18 protein-coding genes and 1 other annotated feature are annotated in these 15,005 nt (G+C 32.2%); of the genes, 1 reads left to right on the top strand and 17 read right to left on the bottom strand.

The window, feature by feature from the left end; translation table 11 throughout:
- From CN946_RS04805 to CN946_RS04740, 14 genes are all read right to left on the bottom strand, one after another.
- On the bottom strand, positions 1-153 hold a 153-nt coding region (locus CN946_RS04805; RefSeq protein ID WP_176547209.1), incomplete at its 3' end, for a chorismate mutase.
- A gap of 106 nt (positions 154-259) precedes the next feature.
- Positions 260-487 (bottom strand) — a binding site (T-box leader).
- A 232-nt stretch (positions 488-719) separates the two neighbouring features.
- On the bottom strand, positions 720-1,166 hold the full coding sequence (gene ndk / locus CN946_RS04800) for a nucleoside-diphosphate kinase (RefSeq protein ID WP_098860116.1): 447 nt from the start codon (positions 1,164-1,166) through the stop codon (positions 720-722).
- Positions 1,167-1,391: 225 nt separating this feature from the next.
- Positions 1,392-2,354 carry a heptaprenyl diphosphate synthase component II gene (gene hepT, locus CN946_RS04795; RefSeq protein WP_098860115.1) on the bottom strand — a complete coding sequence of 321 codons (963 nt, stop codon included), beginning with the start codon at positions 2,352-2,354 and terminating at the stop codon, positions 1,392-1,394.
- 44 nt (positions 2,355-2,398) lie between these two features.
- Positions 2,399-3,109, bottom strand: a complete 711-nt coding sequence (locus CN946_RS04790; protein ID WP_098860114.1) for a demethylmenaquinone methyltransferase — start codon at positions 3,107-3,109, stop codon at positions 2,399-2,401.
- A gap of 41 nt (positions 3,110-3,150) precedes the next feature.
- A complete protein-coding gene (locus CN946_RS04785; RefSeq protein ID WP_176547208.1) occupies positions 3,151-3,822 on the bottom strand; it encodes a heptaprenyl diphosphate synthase component 1 in 672 nt (223 codons plus the stop codon).
- Between the two features lie 175 nt (positions 3,823-3,997).
- Positions 3,998-4,570, bottom strand: a complete 573-nt coding sequence (gene folE, locus CN946_RS04780; RefSeq protein ID WP_098860112.1) for a GTP cyclohydrolase I FolE — start codon at positions 4,568-4,570, stop codon at positions 3,998-4,000.
- 253 nt (positions 4,571-4,823) lie between these two features.
- A complete protein-coding gene (locus CN946_RS04775; protein WP_056466694.1) occupies positions 4,824-5,096 on the bottom strand; it encodes an HU family DNA-binding protein in 273 nt (90 codons plus the stop codon).
- 461 nt (positions 5,097-5,557) lie between these two features.
- Positions 5,558-7,036 (bottom strand): stage IV sporulation protein A, encoded by a 1,479-nt coding sequence (gene spoIVA / locus CN946_RS04770; protein ID WP_069031864.1) that lies wholly within the window; start codon positions 7,034-7,036, stop codon positions 5,558-5,560.
- A 196-nt stretch (positions 7,037-7,232) separates the two neighbouring features.
- On the bottom strand, positions 7,233-7,949 hold the full coding sequence (locus tag CN946_RS04765; RefSeq protein ID WP_098860111.1) for an LptM family lipoprotein: 717 nt from the start codon (positions 7,947-7,949) through the stop codon (positions 7,233-7,235).
- Between the two features lie 20 nt (positions 7,950-7,969).
- On the bottom strand, positions 7,970-8,167 hold the full coding sequence (locus CN946_RS04760) for a DUF2768 domain-containing protein (RefSeq protein WP_056466707.1): 198 nt from the start codon (positions 8,165-8,167) through the stop codon (positions 7,970-7,972).
- Between the two features lie 440 nt (positions 8,168-8,607).
- Positions 8,608-8,877 carry a stage VI sporulation protein F gene (locus CN946_RS04755; protein ID WP_056466710.1) on the bottom strand — a complete coding sequence of 90 codons (270 nt, stop codon included), beginning with the start codon at positions 8,875-8,877 and terminating at the stop codon, positions 8,608-8,610.
- A gap of 279 nt (positions 8,878-9,156) precedes the next feature.
- Positions 9,157-10,212, bottom strand: a complete 1,056-nt coding sequence (locus CN946_RS04750; RefSeq protein ID WP_098860110.1) for an NAD(P)H-dependent glycerol-3-phosphate dehydrogenase — start codon at positions 10,210-10,212, stop codon at positions 9,157-9,159.
- Positions 10,213-10,235: 23 nt separating this feature from the next.
- Entirely contained in the window at positions 10,236-11,546 is a 1,311-nt protein-coding gene (gene der, locus CN946_RS04745; protein WP_098860109.1) for a ribosome biogenesis GTPase Der, read from the bottom strand.
- A 132-nt stretch (positions 11,547-11,678) separates the two neighbouring features.
- Complete coding sequence (locus tag CN946_RS04740) at positions 11,679-12,269, bottom strand: YphA family membrane protein (protein WP_098860108.1); 591 nt, start codon at positions 12,267-12,269, stop codon at positions 11,679-11,681.
- Positions 12,270-12,397: 128 nt separating this feature from the next.
- Here CN946_RS04740 and CN946_RS04735 point away from each other — a divergent pair, with 128 nt between their 5' ends.
- Positions 12,398-12,535 carry a YpzI family protein gene (locus tag CN946_RS04735; RefSeq protein WP_069031858.1) on the top strand — a complete coding sequence of 46 codons (138 nt, stop codon included), beginning with the start codon at positions 12,398-12,400 and terminating at the stop codon, positions 12,533-12,535.
- A 47-nt stretch (positions 12,536-12,582) separates the two neighbouring features.
- Here the strand turns inward: CN946_RS04735 and rpsA are convergent, their stop codons facing one another.
- The 3 genes from rpsA to CN946_RS04720 form a co-directional block, all read right to left on the bottom strand.
- A complete protein-coding gene (rpsA, locus tag CN946_RS04730; protein ID WP_098860107.1) occupies positions 12,583-13,701 on the bottom strand; it encodes a 30S ribosomal protein S1 in 1,119 nt (372 codons plus the stop codon).
- A 108-nt stretch (positions 13,702-13,809) separates the two neighbouring features.
- Positions 13,810-14,490, bottom strand: coding sequence for a (d)CMP kinase (cmk, locus tag CN946_RS04725; protein WP_098860106.1), 681 nt, complete (start codon positions 14,488-14,490; stop codon positions 13,810-13,812).
- Between the two features lie 138 nt (positions 14,491-14,628).
- A complete protein-coding gene (locus CN946_RS04720) occupies positions 14,629-14,814 on the bottom strand; it encodes a DUF5359 family protein (protein WP_069031855.1) in 186 nt (61 codons plus the stop codon).
- Positions 14,815-15,005 lie beyond the last annotated feature (191 nt).

Raw genomic sequence — 15,005 nt, 5'->3', positions numbered from 1 at the left:
ACGAACTGGATCGAAACGCTTTATACCATGTTTAATCTTTTGTTGACCTATTTCTTGAACAACTTTTCCGCGCTCGTTTAATAATTCAACGATTTTTAAATTAATCTCATCAACCTTATCACGTAAATTTATTAATTCATTATTTGAACTCATTTCCTTTTCCTCCTTAAAATTAAAAATTCAATTACCCAACACCTCTTCTTTTCATCAAGAAGTAGTCATTTAAAAAATAAAAACAAAAAGTCCCTACTGAATAAACAGTAGGGACGAATTATTTAATCGCGGTACCACCCTAGTTGTGAACAAAAACACTGTTCACCACCTTCATTTTGTTAACGATCAAAATGACCGTTTCTATTTTCATTAAATAAAATAGAAATTGCTCCAAGAATGAAATTTCGGCATATTTTATGTACTGACTCGCAGCTTTCGTCAGCTCTCTTAAACAGGGAAGTTATGCTTACTGTGTCCTTATCAACGCAATCTATTTAATTGTCAAAAGATTCATTTAAAAACTTATTAATGATGATTATAAAGCAGATTAAAAGAGGCTGTCAATGCATTATTTTTTTACAATTTGTAACTTTTTCACTATTTTACTTACTCAACGGTTCTACTTAAGTTAATAAGATCATTTATACACAGGTCTAAATTTTAAATAATTTCTAAAATAAAAAAAGCCAGCAATTATGCTGACTTCTTTGTGTAAAACTATTTTATTAGTATACCCACTCTTTAATAAGCTTAGAGTATTCAACTAATTCATTTTGATTGAAGAAAATTCCGATTTCACGTTCTGCACTAGTAGGTGAATCTGAACCATGAATAATGTTTTTACCTACAGTTGCAGCATACTCACCACGGATTGTTCCTGGTGCTGAATCTTTTGGGTTTGTAGCTCCCATCATTTGACGAGCGGTAGCGATTACATTTTCGCCTTCCCAAACCATAGCGAATACTGGGCTTGAAGTGATGAAGTCTACTAGTTCACCAAAGAAAGGACGCTCTTTGTGCTCAACATAGTGAGTTTCAGCTTGTTCTTTACTCACTTGCATTAATTTAGCTCCAACTAATTGGAAACCCTTTTTTTCAAAACGTGAAACGATTTCACCAATTAAGTTACGTTGTACACCATCAGGTTTTACCATTAAATAAGTTCTTTCCATTATGCTCTACCTCACTTGATCTCAATTATGTATAAACAACACAGTAGAATAGTAACATCAATTTATAAAATTATCAATAGTTTAAAATCTTGTTATATTATAAAAATTGAAATCGCTTCCAGATAATTGATTAATTTTTATAAATATAACTGAATAACAGGAATTCTATACGTACCTCAAAAGCCAAAAGAGGCAGTTGTAAATGCACTAGCATTTTCCCCGCCTCTAGTTTTTTCGATTTCCAATATTTTTAGCAATTAATATTAACATTTCCTTTGCTTCACTATTAGGAAGGCTATTGATACTGTTTAAAGATTTTTGTAAATATGCCTCACTAACTTTTCTTGCTGCTTTAATATATGTACTTTTACGAATTTGATTTATAAGGGGTTTAACAGATTCCGGATCGATCCCTTCATAAACGGATTCAATTTTCTCCTTAAGAGCTAAATCATTCATCGCAAACAAAACAGGTAATGTAATATTTCCTTGAATTAAGTCGCTACCTGATGGTTTCCCTAATTCCTTCTCAGAAGCCGTAAAATCAAGAATATCGTCCATAATTTGAAAGGACATACCTAAATAGTATCCGTAATCTTTTAAACACTTTTGAAAAGCTGGAGAGGCTCCTGATGCAATTGCACCAATTTCACAACTCGCTGAAATTAAGAGTGCGGTTTTTCGTTTAATTCTTCTTAAATAACATTTTAAATTTTGGTCAAAATTATATTTATCTTTTATTTGTTCAATCTCACCTAAACAAATCTCTAAAATAGTCTCAGATAATTTTTGATGGGCCAATGGGATTTCGATTTCTGACATACATTCCAATGCTTTTGCAAATAAAAAATCCCCTGCATACATAGCAACACGATCATTGTAAGTTGAATTGATAGTCGGTTTACCTCTTCGTAAACTAGCTTCATCAATTACATCATCATGAACTAATGATGCCATATGTATGATTTCCAAAGTAGCTGCTACATTTTTAATCGATTGAAGGTTATATTGTCCAAATTTAGCACTAAGCAATACAAAAACAGGTCTAATTCTTTTACCACCAGATTCAAGCAACTGTACAGATGCATTTTTCAAAATTGGCTGTGTAGAATTGACTACTTTATGAAGCGTGCTTTCAATCTCATTAATGTCCTTCTTTAAATAAGAATATTTCCATTTAACCTTCATTCCGTTCACCTTACTATTCATCCCATTTTCTCGCTTTTTTGTAACTAGTTTTTTGGTTTAACACCTAAATGCATTGCTGCTACACCAAAAGTATAAGGTTTAATTTTTATTTTTTCTAACCCTGCTTTTTTGAAAAGATTTGCAAGTTCATTCATTCCTGGAAAGGTGCTTGCACTTTCTTGTAACCAAGAATATTCTTTAAAGCTTTTCGCAAATAATTTCCCAAAAATCGGCATGATGTATTTAAAATACGCTTTATACACATGTCTAATACCAAATGCAGTCGGTTGTGATGTTTCTAAACACACAACAATACCTCCAGGCTTTACGACTCTTGTCATTTCCTTCAACACTTGGTAATAATCTGGTACATTTCTTAAACCAAATCCAATTGTAACAACATCAAAATAGTTGTCCTCAAATGGTAGCTCCATAGCATTTCCATGAATTAATTTTACTTGGTCTAAATTCATATTTTTAACTTTTTCTTCACCGATTGATAGCATATTTTTACTAAAGTCTAATCCTACTACTTCTCCATCTTTTCCAACTGTATTTGCAAGTGCAATTGTCCATTCACCAGTACCACAGCATACATCAAGCGCTTTCATACCTTTTTGAACATTCATAATTTTCATAGTTTGTTTACGCCAAGCAATATGTCTTCTAAAACTAATAATACCATTCATTGTATCATATTTATTGTAAATCTTTTCAAACACGTCATGTACGCGTTCTTCTTTTGATTGAGTCATATAAACCCCCACTAAACTAATTACGATTACTTCTATGTAGATTAATTTTGTAATTGTATTATTTTTGATAATTCTTCTTTTGTTTTAGCTAAATCAACAATCCCCATAATTCTTTGAAATTGCGAAATAAAATCAGAGCAGTTTTCAACTGATGATTGTTCAAATTCTTTTTTCAGTCTTGACATTAAACATTCTTGTTCAATATGCTTTATTGATTCTTCAGCTGATATAAATTTTGCAAAATGTACTAGTATAGTTGATTCGATTACAGTTATACAGTTGTAAAGATCTTCTAAAGAACTAAATTGTTCGTGAACTAGATTGATCTTCTCTTCATTCATTTCTTTAACAGCATATGAAAGTTCTCGTATTAATCCAATTTCCCCAGTTTTAGATAGAGCATTGTAATATAGTCCACTATATAAGTCCCCTTCTAAAACGGTTAATTGTTTCTTTTCACGATCCATTGGTGTACCTTCAAACGTGGATACCTTTTCATGTGTATCTAATGCAATTTGATGAATCATCAAGGCTTTACAGTAATGTACAATTTTATCACTCGTAAAATTATGTTCTTTTAATAAATTTATTAATAAAGTAACCTTTACATCATCAATGGTCGGTGCTTGAAGATGTAGATTTAAATATGGGTGTCTAATCGTATGTAAGATTTGAGTGATTACTTCATTTTTTAACTCGTGAATACTATTCATTATTTCCATCCATTCCATTTATAACTGATTTTTTCATTATACCATAAGTATTTTAGATGGTATAAGTTGATTGCTCAATCAACTTGCATTATTTATAAATGAATATTTTAAAAAAAGCAGGACTTCTGGCTTTTTAGACTGCCTATCAAACGCCCTGCTTTTTGATTATTTGATTCTATTTTGTTGAATGAATCATTGCAAGAATTTCATTTCTTCCTTGCACATCCTCTTTAAGTGAGCCACGCACAGCAGTCGTAACAGTTTTTGAGCCTGGTTTTCTTACTCCACGCATAGACATACACATATGTTCTGCTTCTACAACTACCATTGCCCCGTGTGGTTGTAGTACGTCCATAATTGCATCAACTACTGAGGAAGTAATACGCTCTTGTAACTGAGGTCTTTTAGCTACTGTTTCTACAGTACGTGCTAATTTACTTAAACCAGTTACTCTACCATTTCTAGGTATGTAAGCTACATGTGCAACTCCGTAAAAAGGTAATAGATGATGCTCACACATTGAATGGAATGGAATATCTTTTACAAGAACTAATTCTTCATGATCTTCACCAAATACTTTATGTAAATGAGCTTTTTCATCTTGGCGCATACCAGAGAATACTTCAGCATACATTTTCGCAACTCGTTTTGGCGTTTCGTAAATTCCTTCTCTATTTGGATCATCACCGATAGCTTCGAGAATTAGACGAACCGCTTGTTCAATTTTTTCTAAATTAACTTCATTCATTAATTGATCCCCCATGCTAAAAAAAATTCTAATATTCACTATCAGATTCGTTTTATTTTAACATAATTCTTTTTTTATAGGCAAAAAAAAGAAGGATACTTTCTTTTTCCTTTCTTTTAGACCACCTAAACTGAACGCTTTCATTGTCCAAAATTAATTATTGATCCCAAAAATATAAGACTTTTTGGACTTTTTTAGCAAAAAAAGAAGGATGCTTTTTTTAGCATCCTTCTTTTTCGCTTAAATTATGTAATTATTTTACTGCATCCTTAAGCGCTTTACCAGGTTTGAAAGCTGGAACTTTACTAGCTGCGATTTCGATTTCCTCGCCAGTTTGTGGATTACGTCCTTTACGAGCTGCACGCTCACGAACTTCAAAGTTACCAAATCCGATTAATTGTACTTTATCCCCGTTTTGTAACGCACCAAGAATTGATTCGAATACAGCGTCTACTGCTAAAGTAGCTTGTTTTTTAGTTAATTCACCAGCTTCAGCAACTGCATTGATTAAATCTGTTTTGTTCATGTCTTTCACCTCCTCCCAAAATTTTAGAAATGTTTCTTAATTTCATTTGTGACCAAAATTTTAAATTTTATACAACAAATTCCAATTAATTTCTTTGTCATGCCTTATATTATACGATTCTACGGCTTTTTTCAATATGTTTTATAAGAAAATGTTGGAATTACTCGAAAACAGGTGGTGATTTTTCTGAAAAGTTCATTTTTCGTCTTCAATTTTCTTATAAGTACTTCTAAAAGTACGATGATTACTGAATTAATCAGCATTTTTTTAATTTTTTTGATGATTTTTAATAAATTTATTTTTGTTGATTTTTGTCGAATGATATTTATTTTCTCTTGCTAATTTTCTGTGATTTTTTTTAAAAATTTCATTTCACCAGATAAAATATGACTTTTAGATTTAAAAAATTAATCTTAACACAAAAAAAATCAGATGGTTTTTACCACCTGATTAATTTATGATTAAAGGATAATTGCAATTAAGCCGCCACTTCCTTCGTTAATAATTCTTTCTAAAGTTTCCTTTAGTTTATATCTTGCATTTTCAGGCATTAAAGAAAGTTTCGCTTGGATGCCTTCACGTACGATTGAACTTAATGAACGTCCAAATATATCTGAGTTCCAAATAGATAATGGATTATCTTCAAAATCTTGCATTAAGTATTTAACAAGTTCTTCACTTTGTTTTTCAGTTCCGATGATTGGTTCAAACGTTGACTCAACATCAACTTTAATCATATGAATAGAAGGTGCTACTGCTTTTAATTTGACACCAAATCTTGAACCATGGCGTATAATTTCTGGCTCATCTAAGCTCATATCTAAAAGCGAAGGTGCAGCAACTCCATATCCTGTTTGTTTCACCATTCTTAAGGCATCTGCTACTTGATCATACTCTTGTTTTGCATGAGCGAAATCTTGCATTAATTCTAATAGATGATCTTTACCACGAATTTCTACTCCCACTACTTCTTTTAAGACTTGATCATATAACTCATCTGGTGCAGATAAATCAATTTCTGCAACCCCTTGCCCCATATCTATTCCAGCAAGTTGAGCATGTTCAATAAATTCATAATCACTAAATTGGCCAACTACATAATCTACATCTCTTAATCGCTTTATATCTTTAACTGTTTCTTGAATTGCTTCTTGGTAGCTTTGGCGTAGCCAGTGATTTTCTTTTAAAACTAATACCCAGCTAGGTAGGTTTACGTTCACTTCAAGGACTGGGAATTCGTATAAAGCTTCGCGAAGTACGTTCATTACATCTCCTTCGCGCATTGCTTCAACACTTAATGCGATGACAGGAATATCGTACTTTTCAGATAGTTCTTGTCTAAGTGCCTCTGTATTAGGATGATATGGCTGAGAAGAGTTGATCACCATAATGAAAGGCTTTCCAACTTCTTTTAATTCAGCAACTACTCGTTCCTCTGCTTCGATATAATCGTATCTAGCAATTTCTCCAATTGTACCATCAGTTGTTACAACAACTCCAATTGTTGAATGCTCTTGAATAACTTTTCTTGTACCGATTTCTGCTGCTTCATTAAACGGAATCGGTTCTTCATACCAAGGAGTGCTAATCATTCTAGGACCATTTTCATCCTCATATCCTTTAGCCCCTGGCACACTATAACCAACGCAATCTACTAATCGAATATTTACATCTAACCCATCCGCTACATGAATTTTTACTCCTTGATTCGGAACGAATTTTGGTTCAGTAGTCATTATTGTTTTACCTGCAGCGCTTTGAGGTAATTCATCATGTGCTCTAGCACGATCAGCTTCATTTTGAATATTAGGGATTACAACAGCTTCCATAAAGCGTTTAATAAATGTTGATTTACCAGTACGCACAGCACCTACAACACCTAAGTAGATATCTCCTCCTGTGCGCTCGGCAATGTCTTTAAAAATATCTATCTTTTCCATGTGTTCCCCTCCCGATTTATCAATACATGGGAATAATTGACTTGAAGTAGTATACCTATGACAATATCATTCTATGATGTTGTCCTAGTGAGTTATGACAAGATTTTTTATTTTTTCTTTTTATTCACTTGGGATCAAATAAAAAAATCCTTCGATAAAATGTATTCTTTTATCAAAGGATTATGATTTATATTATTTATTTTTGTTCTAAAAACACAGGTTGTCCATCTTTAATTGTATATGGAAGTGAGTATGCAGGCACGATTGGTGAGTCTTTTACTAAGATAGAACGAATATCTTCACCGAACTTATAATTTTTCACTTCTTTGATTTTTGCATATAAATCAGTTGAATAGTCAACATAAAACTCCCCATCATTCCCCATGATGATTGGTAAGTTCTCATTGCTATAAGGACTGACTACAAAAGGTTCTTCTTTGAAACCCATCTTTTTATAGTTTAATAGAAAAACACCATTAGCCAATGTTTTCTTGATTGGTGGGTAAGTATGTTTATCTTTATAAACTTGTACTCTTAATGAAACATCTCTTAGTTTTTCTGCAATTCTAAGATCGACTAATTTAACAGTCGGATTCTTCTCTGCATCTACTAATACGTACTGGAAGATACCACCATTTTCATAAGAATTACCAGGTGCATCACTTAAATAGCCAGGTGTTAGTTTTGTAAAATCAATTGGATATTTAATATAAATAGGTGTATTCATATCCTTGTTTTTTATAGGTAACATTCCTGAATTGTCTTCCTTAAATTTATTAACTGCAGTTTGAACAGATTGCAATTGATCATCATATGGTACTTGATTTTGTGTAAGTTTATCTTGTGGGTATAAACAGCCACTTAATAGACTTATAACAAAGCACATTAGAATGGAAAGAAATAGCTTTTTCATGTTAGTCCCCTTTATTCTCATTAACTAGGCCAGCTTAATACGATATATGTAATTAAAATCCCTGAAATAATTAAAGACATATATGCAATGAAGGCTGTAATCATTTTTAAAAATTTTATTTTTATTTTGTTTCTACTCAAGAAAATTAAAAATAATGATAAAAGCATTAATCCGATTCCTACAAAAGAAATAATTTCATTAATATGTGCCGCGTTCATTATGTTCCCCCTATGTATTTTCTACCATTATTATAGTATCAAAATAATCACATGATTTGAATTAAAATCTTTTTAATCCTATTAAGACATTATCGACTTATTTAATGCCTACGTATACTTGTCTGCTATAAATTTATTTCCTGCTTCATAAAAAAACCATTAGAACATATTCACTAGTTACAACCTTAACAAACACCATCAAAATACCTCCTTGATAAAAACCATCCAAGGAGGATTCGGGACCAACACATATTTAAAAGGACAAAATAAAAAGAAAGAAAAAGTAAAAATATACTCCTTCTTTCTTCGAAGCAAACTGGGGCAATTGCTTCGTAATCATCCTCGACTAACACCCACCAGAATACATCCGGTATAAGTCATTCTATAGTATGCGAAAATGTATGATTTGCACTAAATACATCGCTGAAGAATAAGCCCAATTATTTTTGTTTAAACATATTTGTTAATGATTGAAAATCTAATGGCATATTATTTGTAACAATTGCTTGAACGATTTTATCTTCTTTTTCCTTAGAAACTTGACGACCTGTCATCAATGCGATTTGACGAACTAGTTTTCTAACAGTTGCTTCATCTTTAAAGTTTGCATCTTTTACTGAATCAGCGACTTTAAAAATATCTGATTTGCTAACATTAGCTTTCTTTTCAATCTTATCGAAGAAACCATTTGGATTATTATTAGTCACCATTCAAACCTCCTTCTTTTCTATACAACATATGCTATGCAAAAAAAGAGAAATGGTGAAACGCCTATTTTAGTCCAAAAAAAGAAAGCACTAAAACTAAGTTTTAATGCTTTCAGACTGCCCGCCTAACGCTCGCTTTCTTCGCTACTTCGCCTGTCTGCGTTGCTCATTACCGTTATAGGTAACTCCGCTCCTCACCAGGCTTCGCGCCTCGAAATACAAGCGCTAGCAATCAGTCTGAAAATCAAGTTTTTTTATTTGTATATATTAAAATAAAATTAATTACTCAGCAAGATCGCTTATATAATTTGAAGTACTTTCGCCCTCATGTTTTTTTACACGAGACATAAGTGCATCAACTGCTAATTTTGGATTTTTATTTTCAAATAATACTGCGTGTAATTCATTAACAATCGGCATTTCTACATTTACTTGTTTTGCTAATTGATATGCAGCCTTTGTTGTGCGAACTCCTTCAACTACCATACCCATATTATCTAATACTTCGTCTAAAGATTTGCCTTTTCCTAATAAATTACCAGCTCTCCAGTTACGGCTATGAACACTCGTACAAGTTACGATTAAGTCACCCATTCCAGTTAAACCAGCAAAAGTTTGCGTATTAGCTCCCATAGCCTTACCTAAACGAATTATTTCTGCAAGTCCTCTTGTCATTAAAGCTGCCTTCGCGTTGTCGCCATATCCAAGTCCGTCAGTAATACCAGCGGCAAGTGCGATAATATTCTTTAATGCTCCACCAATTTCTACACCAATTACATCTTCGTTTGTGTATACACGGAAATAACCATTTGAGAATAATTCTTGAACAATTTCCGCATCTTCCATATTTTTAGATGCCGATGTTACAGTCGTTGGATGTCTTAAAGCAACTTCTTCAGCATGACTTGGGCCTGATAATACAACTACTGATTTTAAGAATTTCGAATCAATTTCTTCAGAGATCATTTCTGAAACACGCTTAGATGTGTCTGGCTCAATCCCTTTACTTGCATGGATTATTGTAACCTCGTTCGTTAATTCATTATTTAATTGTTGGCAAACTTCTCTTATTGCTTTAGTTGGAACAACAAGCAAAATATAGTTAGCTCCATTTATAGCTTCCTTTAAATTGACTGATGCCTTTAAATTTTGGGGTAAATTAATTTCTGGCAAGTATCTTTTATTAGTATGCTGTTCATTTATTTCATTTATTTGTTCGGATTTATTTCCCCATAAAGTAACCGCATGCCCATTATCTGATAAAACCATGGCTAAAGCAGTTCCCCAACTACCTGCACCTAAAACAGCGATTTTTTCCAAATCAACACTCTCCTTCATAAAGAATCCATATTTTACTCGAATTACGCTCGTGCACGACCGATAATCTTAATTGGAGATCCCTCAAAATCAAAAGCATCTCTAATACGATTTTCTAAGAAACGCTCATAACTAAAGTGAAGTAATTCAGGATCATTTACAAAAACAACAAATGTAGGTGGTTTAATTGCTACTTGAGTTGCATAATACACTCTTAATCTTTGTCCATTATGTGTTGGTGTTGGATTCACCGCAATTGCATCCATAATAACATCATTTAATACATTTGTTGGAACACGTAAACTATGGCTTTCACATGCTTTATTAATTATTGGTAATAAAGTTTGAGTTCTTTTCTTCGTTTTAGCTGATAGGAATACAATTGGAGCATAGTCTAAGAATTGGAAATGTGCTCGAATGTTTTCAATGAATTCATTCATCGTTTTTTCATCTTTTTCTACTGCATCCCATTTATTTACAACAATAACAACTGATCTACCTGCTTGATGTGCATATCCAGCTATTTTCTTATCTTGTTCGATAATACCTTCTTCACCATCTAATACGACTAAGACGACATCTGATCTCTCGATTGCACGTAAAGCACGTAATACGCTGTATTTTTCTGTACTTTCATATACTTTACCTTTTTTTCTCATACCAGCTGTATCGATAATGACATAGTCTTGGCCATCTTTTGAATAAGGTGTATCGACAGCATCACGTGTAGTTCCAGCAACATTACTTACAATTACACGTTCTTGACCTAATAATGCATTTACTAAAGAAGACTTCCCTACATTTGGCCGACCAATTAAACTAAATTTAATTGTCTCTTCATCGTAATTATCATCTTCTTGTTCAGGGAAATGTTTTACAACTTCATCAAGTAAATCACCTAGTCCTAAACCATGTGAACCTGAAATTGGAAATACTTCTCCGAATCCTAATGCATAAAAGTCGTAAATATCGCTTCTCATTTCAGGATTATCGACTTTATTAACGGCTAATACTACCGGTTTTTTTGTTTTATAAAGGATTTTAGCAACTTCCTCATCTGCTGCTGTAACACCCTCACGACCATTTGTTAGAAAAATAATAACATCCGCTTCATCAATTGCGATTTCAGCTTGTTGACGAATTTGCTCTAAAAATGGCTCATCACCAATGTCAATTCCACCTGTATCGATTAAACTAAATTCTTGATTTAACCACTCTCCTGAACTGTAAATACGATCACGAGTAACCCCTGGAATATCTTCTACAATTGAAATTCTTTCTCCCACTATCCTATTAAAAATAGTTGATTTCCCTACATTTGGTCGCCCAACTATTGCAACTGTCGGTTTAGACATTTAATTCATCCTTCCTAGCATAACTATGTACCATTTAAATCATCTAAATGAGTTTTAGTTTAGTTTTAAAAATTAATTTATTTAAATAACTTATCTATTTTAACAAAAAATATGAGAAAAGACCAATACACTTCAACTTTTTAGTAATTTTCTATTTTTGAGGCTTATTTTTGATCCGTAAATTACGATGAATTGAATAGCTGACAATAATAAAATGGACATAAATAAAGTATCAAACCAGTTTAAATCTCCAATTATATATTTAAAATTAATCGACTTAAATGTAAAATAATTAAAAATGTCTCCCTGAACTAGACCAATTGTTATATAACGTATTTTGTCATAATAGGATTTACTTAAAAAGAAAGAAAGTAGTATTACTAAAAATGAACTAATTATCATCTCATCAATAAAAAAGCTTGCAGGATCATAAATCGAAAGCAGTGTAACTACACTATATGTCATGCCTATAATCAGGCCTTTAAAGAAATGAACTATTTGTTCAATTAAATTTAATAAACTAATAAAGTAGCTTATGATAAAAATTATAATGATATATGAAAAATTTATTTCAATTGAAAATAGATCAATTGTGTAAGCTGAACAGCTGATTAATATAAGCAATCCCGCTAAATACAAGAAATTTTTCTTGGTTCGATCCCGATAAAACAAAAGAAATAAAACAATAATCCAAGAAGTAATGATAAATAGACTACCTTGCACATGAAAACCTCCTAATAGTACTAGTATGAACAATTCATATTTCAAAAATAATCAAATAGAAAAGAAAGTGTATAAGAAGTTGCATTTAAAACGAATCTATAAATGAGATATTTTTGGAGGTGAAACGAGTGGGAAAAGATCGTCAAGAAAAGAAACTTAAACAATCTAGAAGAGTTGAATCTGATCGAGATCAAAGCATTCATAACAAAGGTGCTACGCGTTTAGACACACCTGAGGAAGCAAGAGCAGAAAATCAACATAACTAAAGGGTTCTAAATAAAAATCCTTCAGCAAATGGCTGAAGGATTTTTTATTATTTTTTAAATTTATTTAATTTATCACCAAGTAGTTCGCTTAATTGGAAACCACTTTCACTTGGTTGTACGTATTTAGCAATATCCTCTTGAAGTTCAGCTTCACCAGCTTCTTTAATGCTTAATGATAAGCGTTTTTCAGTAGGGTTAATATCTAAAACTTTTACTTTTACTTCTTGACCAACTGTTAGGACTTCGTTTGGATTTTTAATATGTTTATCAGCAATTTGAGAAACATGAACTAATCCTTCAATTCCATTTTGAACTTCTACAAAAGCACCAAAGTTTGTAAGACGTTTTACAGTCCCTTCAACTACTGCTTCTGCTTTAATGCTTGGATTTAATTGATCCCATGGTCCTGGCTGAATTGCTTTCATTGATAAAGCTATACGGTTAGTATCTGTGTCAATTGAAAGAACTTGAACTTTTACAGTATCTCCTACAGCTACAATCTCTTCAGGCTTTGTAACTCGTTTATGAGACATTTGAGATACATGGACTAATCCATCGATTCCACCAATATTTACAAAAGCACCGAAATTTGTTATTCTTTCAACTTTACCTTCAACGATTTGCCCAACTTTAATAGAAGAGTATGCTTGACGGCGATTTTCAACTTCATTTAATTGCTCAACAGCTTTATGAGATAGAATTACTCGATTTTTTTCGCGATCTAGCTCTTCAATCACTATTTCAAGCGATTGACCAACATAGCTTCCTAAATCTTCAACGAATTTTTTTGAAACAAGTGAAGCCGGAATAAATCCACGAACGCCTACGTCTGCAATTAGTCCACCATTTACTTGCTCTGTAACAATAACTTCAAATACTTCTTTACTAGCTAATTTTCCTTCTAATTGTTCCCAAGCTTTAACTGAATCTACGGCACGTTTAGAAAAAACAACCGTGTCTTCCTCAACTTTAATAACCTTTAATTCCATTTCTTGTCCAACAGTTAGCGCGTCACTTACATTTTCAATATGTACGTTTGAAATTTCTTTTATTGGAAGAATACCATCTGTTTTTCCACCGAAACCTACGATTGCTTGCTTATCTTCAATTTGTTCTACTACACATGAGATAATTTCCCCAACTTCTGGCATTACTTTTTCAACCATGTAATATTCCTCCTTATGTTTTAAAAATGGATAGACCAATTATGTATTATCCTCTTTTACCTTCTAATAAATAAGCAGAAAAGTCAAGAAATCTGATGACTAATTCTTCTAAATATTTTTTATTTTACCTTCAACAATCGTTAATATTTCATTTACAACATCATCAATGTTTTTAGAAGTAGTATCTAATGAGATTGCATCCTCAGCTTTTTTCAATGGTGAAACTTCTCTTTCGGAGTCAATTCGGTCTCTGGTTGCTATTTCAATTTTCAATTGCTCTAAATCACTTTCGAAACCGTTTTTGACATTTTCAATATGTCTTCTTTGAGCTCGTTCATCCACAGAAGCAATCATGAAGATCTTAACTTCTGCACCAACTAATACATGAGTCCCAATATCTCTTCCATCCATTACAACCCCACCATTTACGGCATATTCACGTTGTAAATCGACCATTTTTTCACGAACTAAACTATGTTTTGCAACAAATGATACATTTCTAGTTACTTCTGGTGTTCTTATTGGCTCTGAAACATCAACATCATCGATGAAAACTTTTTGAGTACCTTCTTCCGGTATTAACTTAATCGTTATATTTGAAAGTAAGTTACTTAAATCCATCTCGTTATTTACATCAAGATTGTTTTGGATCGCTTTAAAGGTTAGCGCACGGTACATCGCACCAGTGTCTATATATACATATCCTAATTTTTTTGCAACAATTTTTGCAACTGTACTTTTACCAGCGGCTGCAGGTCCATCTATCGCTATACTAATTTTTTTACTCATAAGTCCTCCTACATAAAAAAAGTGCTACTTTAATAGCAACCTTTAATCTTATCATGTCCTAAAAAAATAAAAACAAATAAAAATAAAGCAGGCTAGCCTGCTTTAATTTATATTACCATATGATTCCGACGAATTCATCTATTTACCAATATGATTATATACTTCTCTTGTTACGTCCTTAGCTTTTTGCGTAACACCTTCATATAATTCAATTTTCGTTAAATAGACAGAAAGACTAGGGAATGATAAGACGTATTGACTTATGACTAAACAAAATAATTGAATAATTATTAATTTAAATAGTATTCGTTCGATTCTTTTCATTTAAAATCATACCTTTTTTATTACCAGTATGATTAGATTCAATTAATTTTATACACAATTTTGAATTTAATTTTTAAATCATCTAACTTTTAACAATAATAATAAAACAAGCTTGACAATTAATTACCTAAATTTTCGTAAAAGGTGTAGAGTGATGTTGATTTCCATTACAGGATGCTCGCTTTCCATGG

It is taken from the genome of Bacillus sp. AFS053548, assembly GCF_002575105.1.
GTDB lineage: Bacteria > Bacillota > Bacilli > Bacillales > Bacillaceae_G > Gottfriedia.
This window is presented reverse-complemented; position numbering and strand designations above follow the sequence as displayed.

Coding starts and splice junctions, on each gene's coding strand:
- ndk (WP_098860116.1), bottom strand. CDS start 1,166: ATGGAAAGAACTTATTTAATGGTAAAACCTGATGGTGTACAACGTAAC.
- hepT (WP_098860115.1), bottom strand. CDS start 2,354: ATGAAGGTTAAATGGAAATATTCTTATTTAAAGAAGGACATTAATGAG.
- CN946_RS04790 (WP_098860114.1), bottom strand. CDS start 3,109: ATGACTCAATCAAAAGAAGAACGCGTACATGACGTGTTTGAAAAGATT.
- CN946_RS04785 (WP_176547208.1), bottom strand. CDS start 3,822: ATGAATAGTATTCACGAGTTAAAAAATGAAGTAATCACTCAAATCTTA.
- folE (WP_098860112.1), bottom strand. CDS start 4,570: ATGAATGAAGTTAATTTAGAAAAAATTGAACAAGCGGTTCGTCTAATT.
- CN946_RS04775 (WP_056466694.1), bottom strand. CDS start 5,096: ATGAACAAAACAGATTTAATCAATGCAGTTGCTGAAGCTGGTGAATTA.
- spoIVA (WP_069031864.1), bottom strand. CDS start 7,036: ATGGAAAAGATAGATATTTTTAAAGACATTGCCGAGCGCACAGGAGGA.
- CN946_RS04765 (WP_098860111.1), bottom strand. CDS start 7,949: ATGAAAAAGCTATTTCTTTCCATTCTAATGTGCTTTGTTATAAGTCTA.
- CN946_RS04760 (WP_056466707.1), bottom strand. CDS start 8,167: ATGAACGCGGCACATATTAATGAAATTATTTCTTTTGTAGGAATCGGA.
- CN946_RS04755 (WP_056466710.1), bottom strand. CDS start 8,877: ATGGTGACTAATAATAATCCAAATGGTTTCTTCGATAAGATTGAAAAG.
- CN946_RS04750 (WP_098860110.1), bottom strand. CDS start 10,212: ATGAAGGAGAGTGTTGATTTGGAAAAAATCGCTGTTTTAGGTGCAGGT.
- der (WP_098860109.1), bottom strand. CDS start 11,546: ATGTCTAAACCGACAGTTGCAATAGTTGGGCGACCAAATGTAGGGAAA.
- rpsA (WP_098860107.1), bottom strand. CDS start 13,701: ATGGTTGAAAAAGTAATGCCAGAAGTTGGGGAAATTATCTCATGTGTA.
- cmk (WP_098860106.1), bottom strand. CDS start 14,490: ATGAGTAAAAAAATTAGTATAGCGATAGATGGACCTGCAGCCGCTGGT.
- CN946_RS04720 (WP_069031855.1), bottom strand. CDS start 14,814: ATGAAAAGAATCGAACGAATACTATTTAAATTAATAATTATTCAATTA.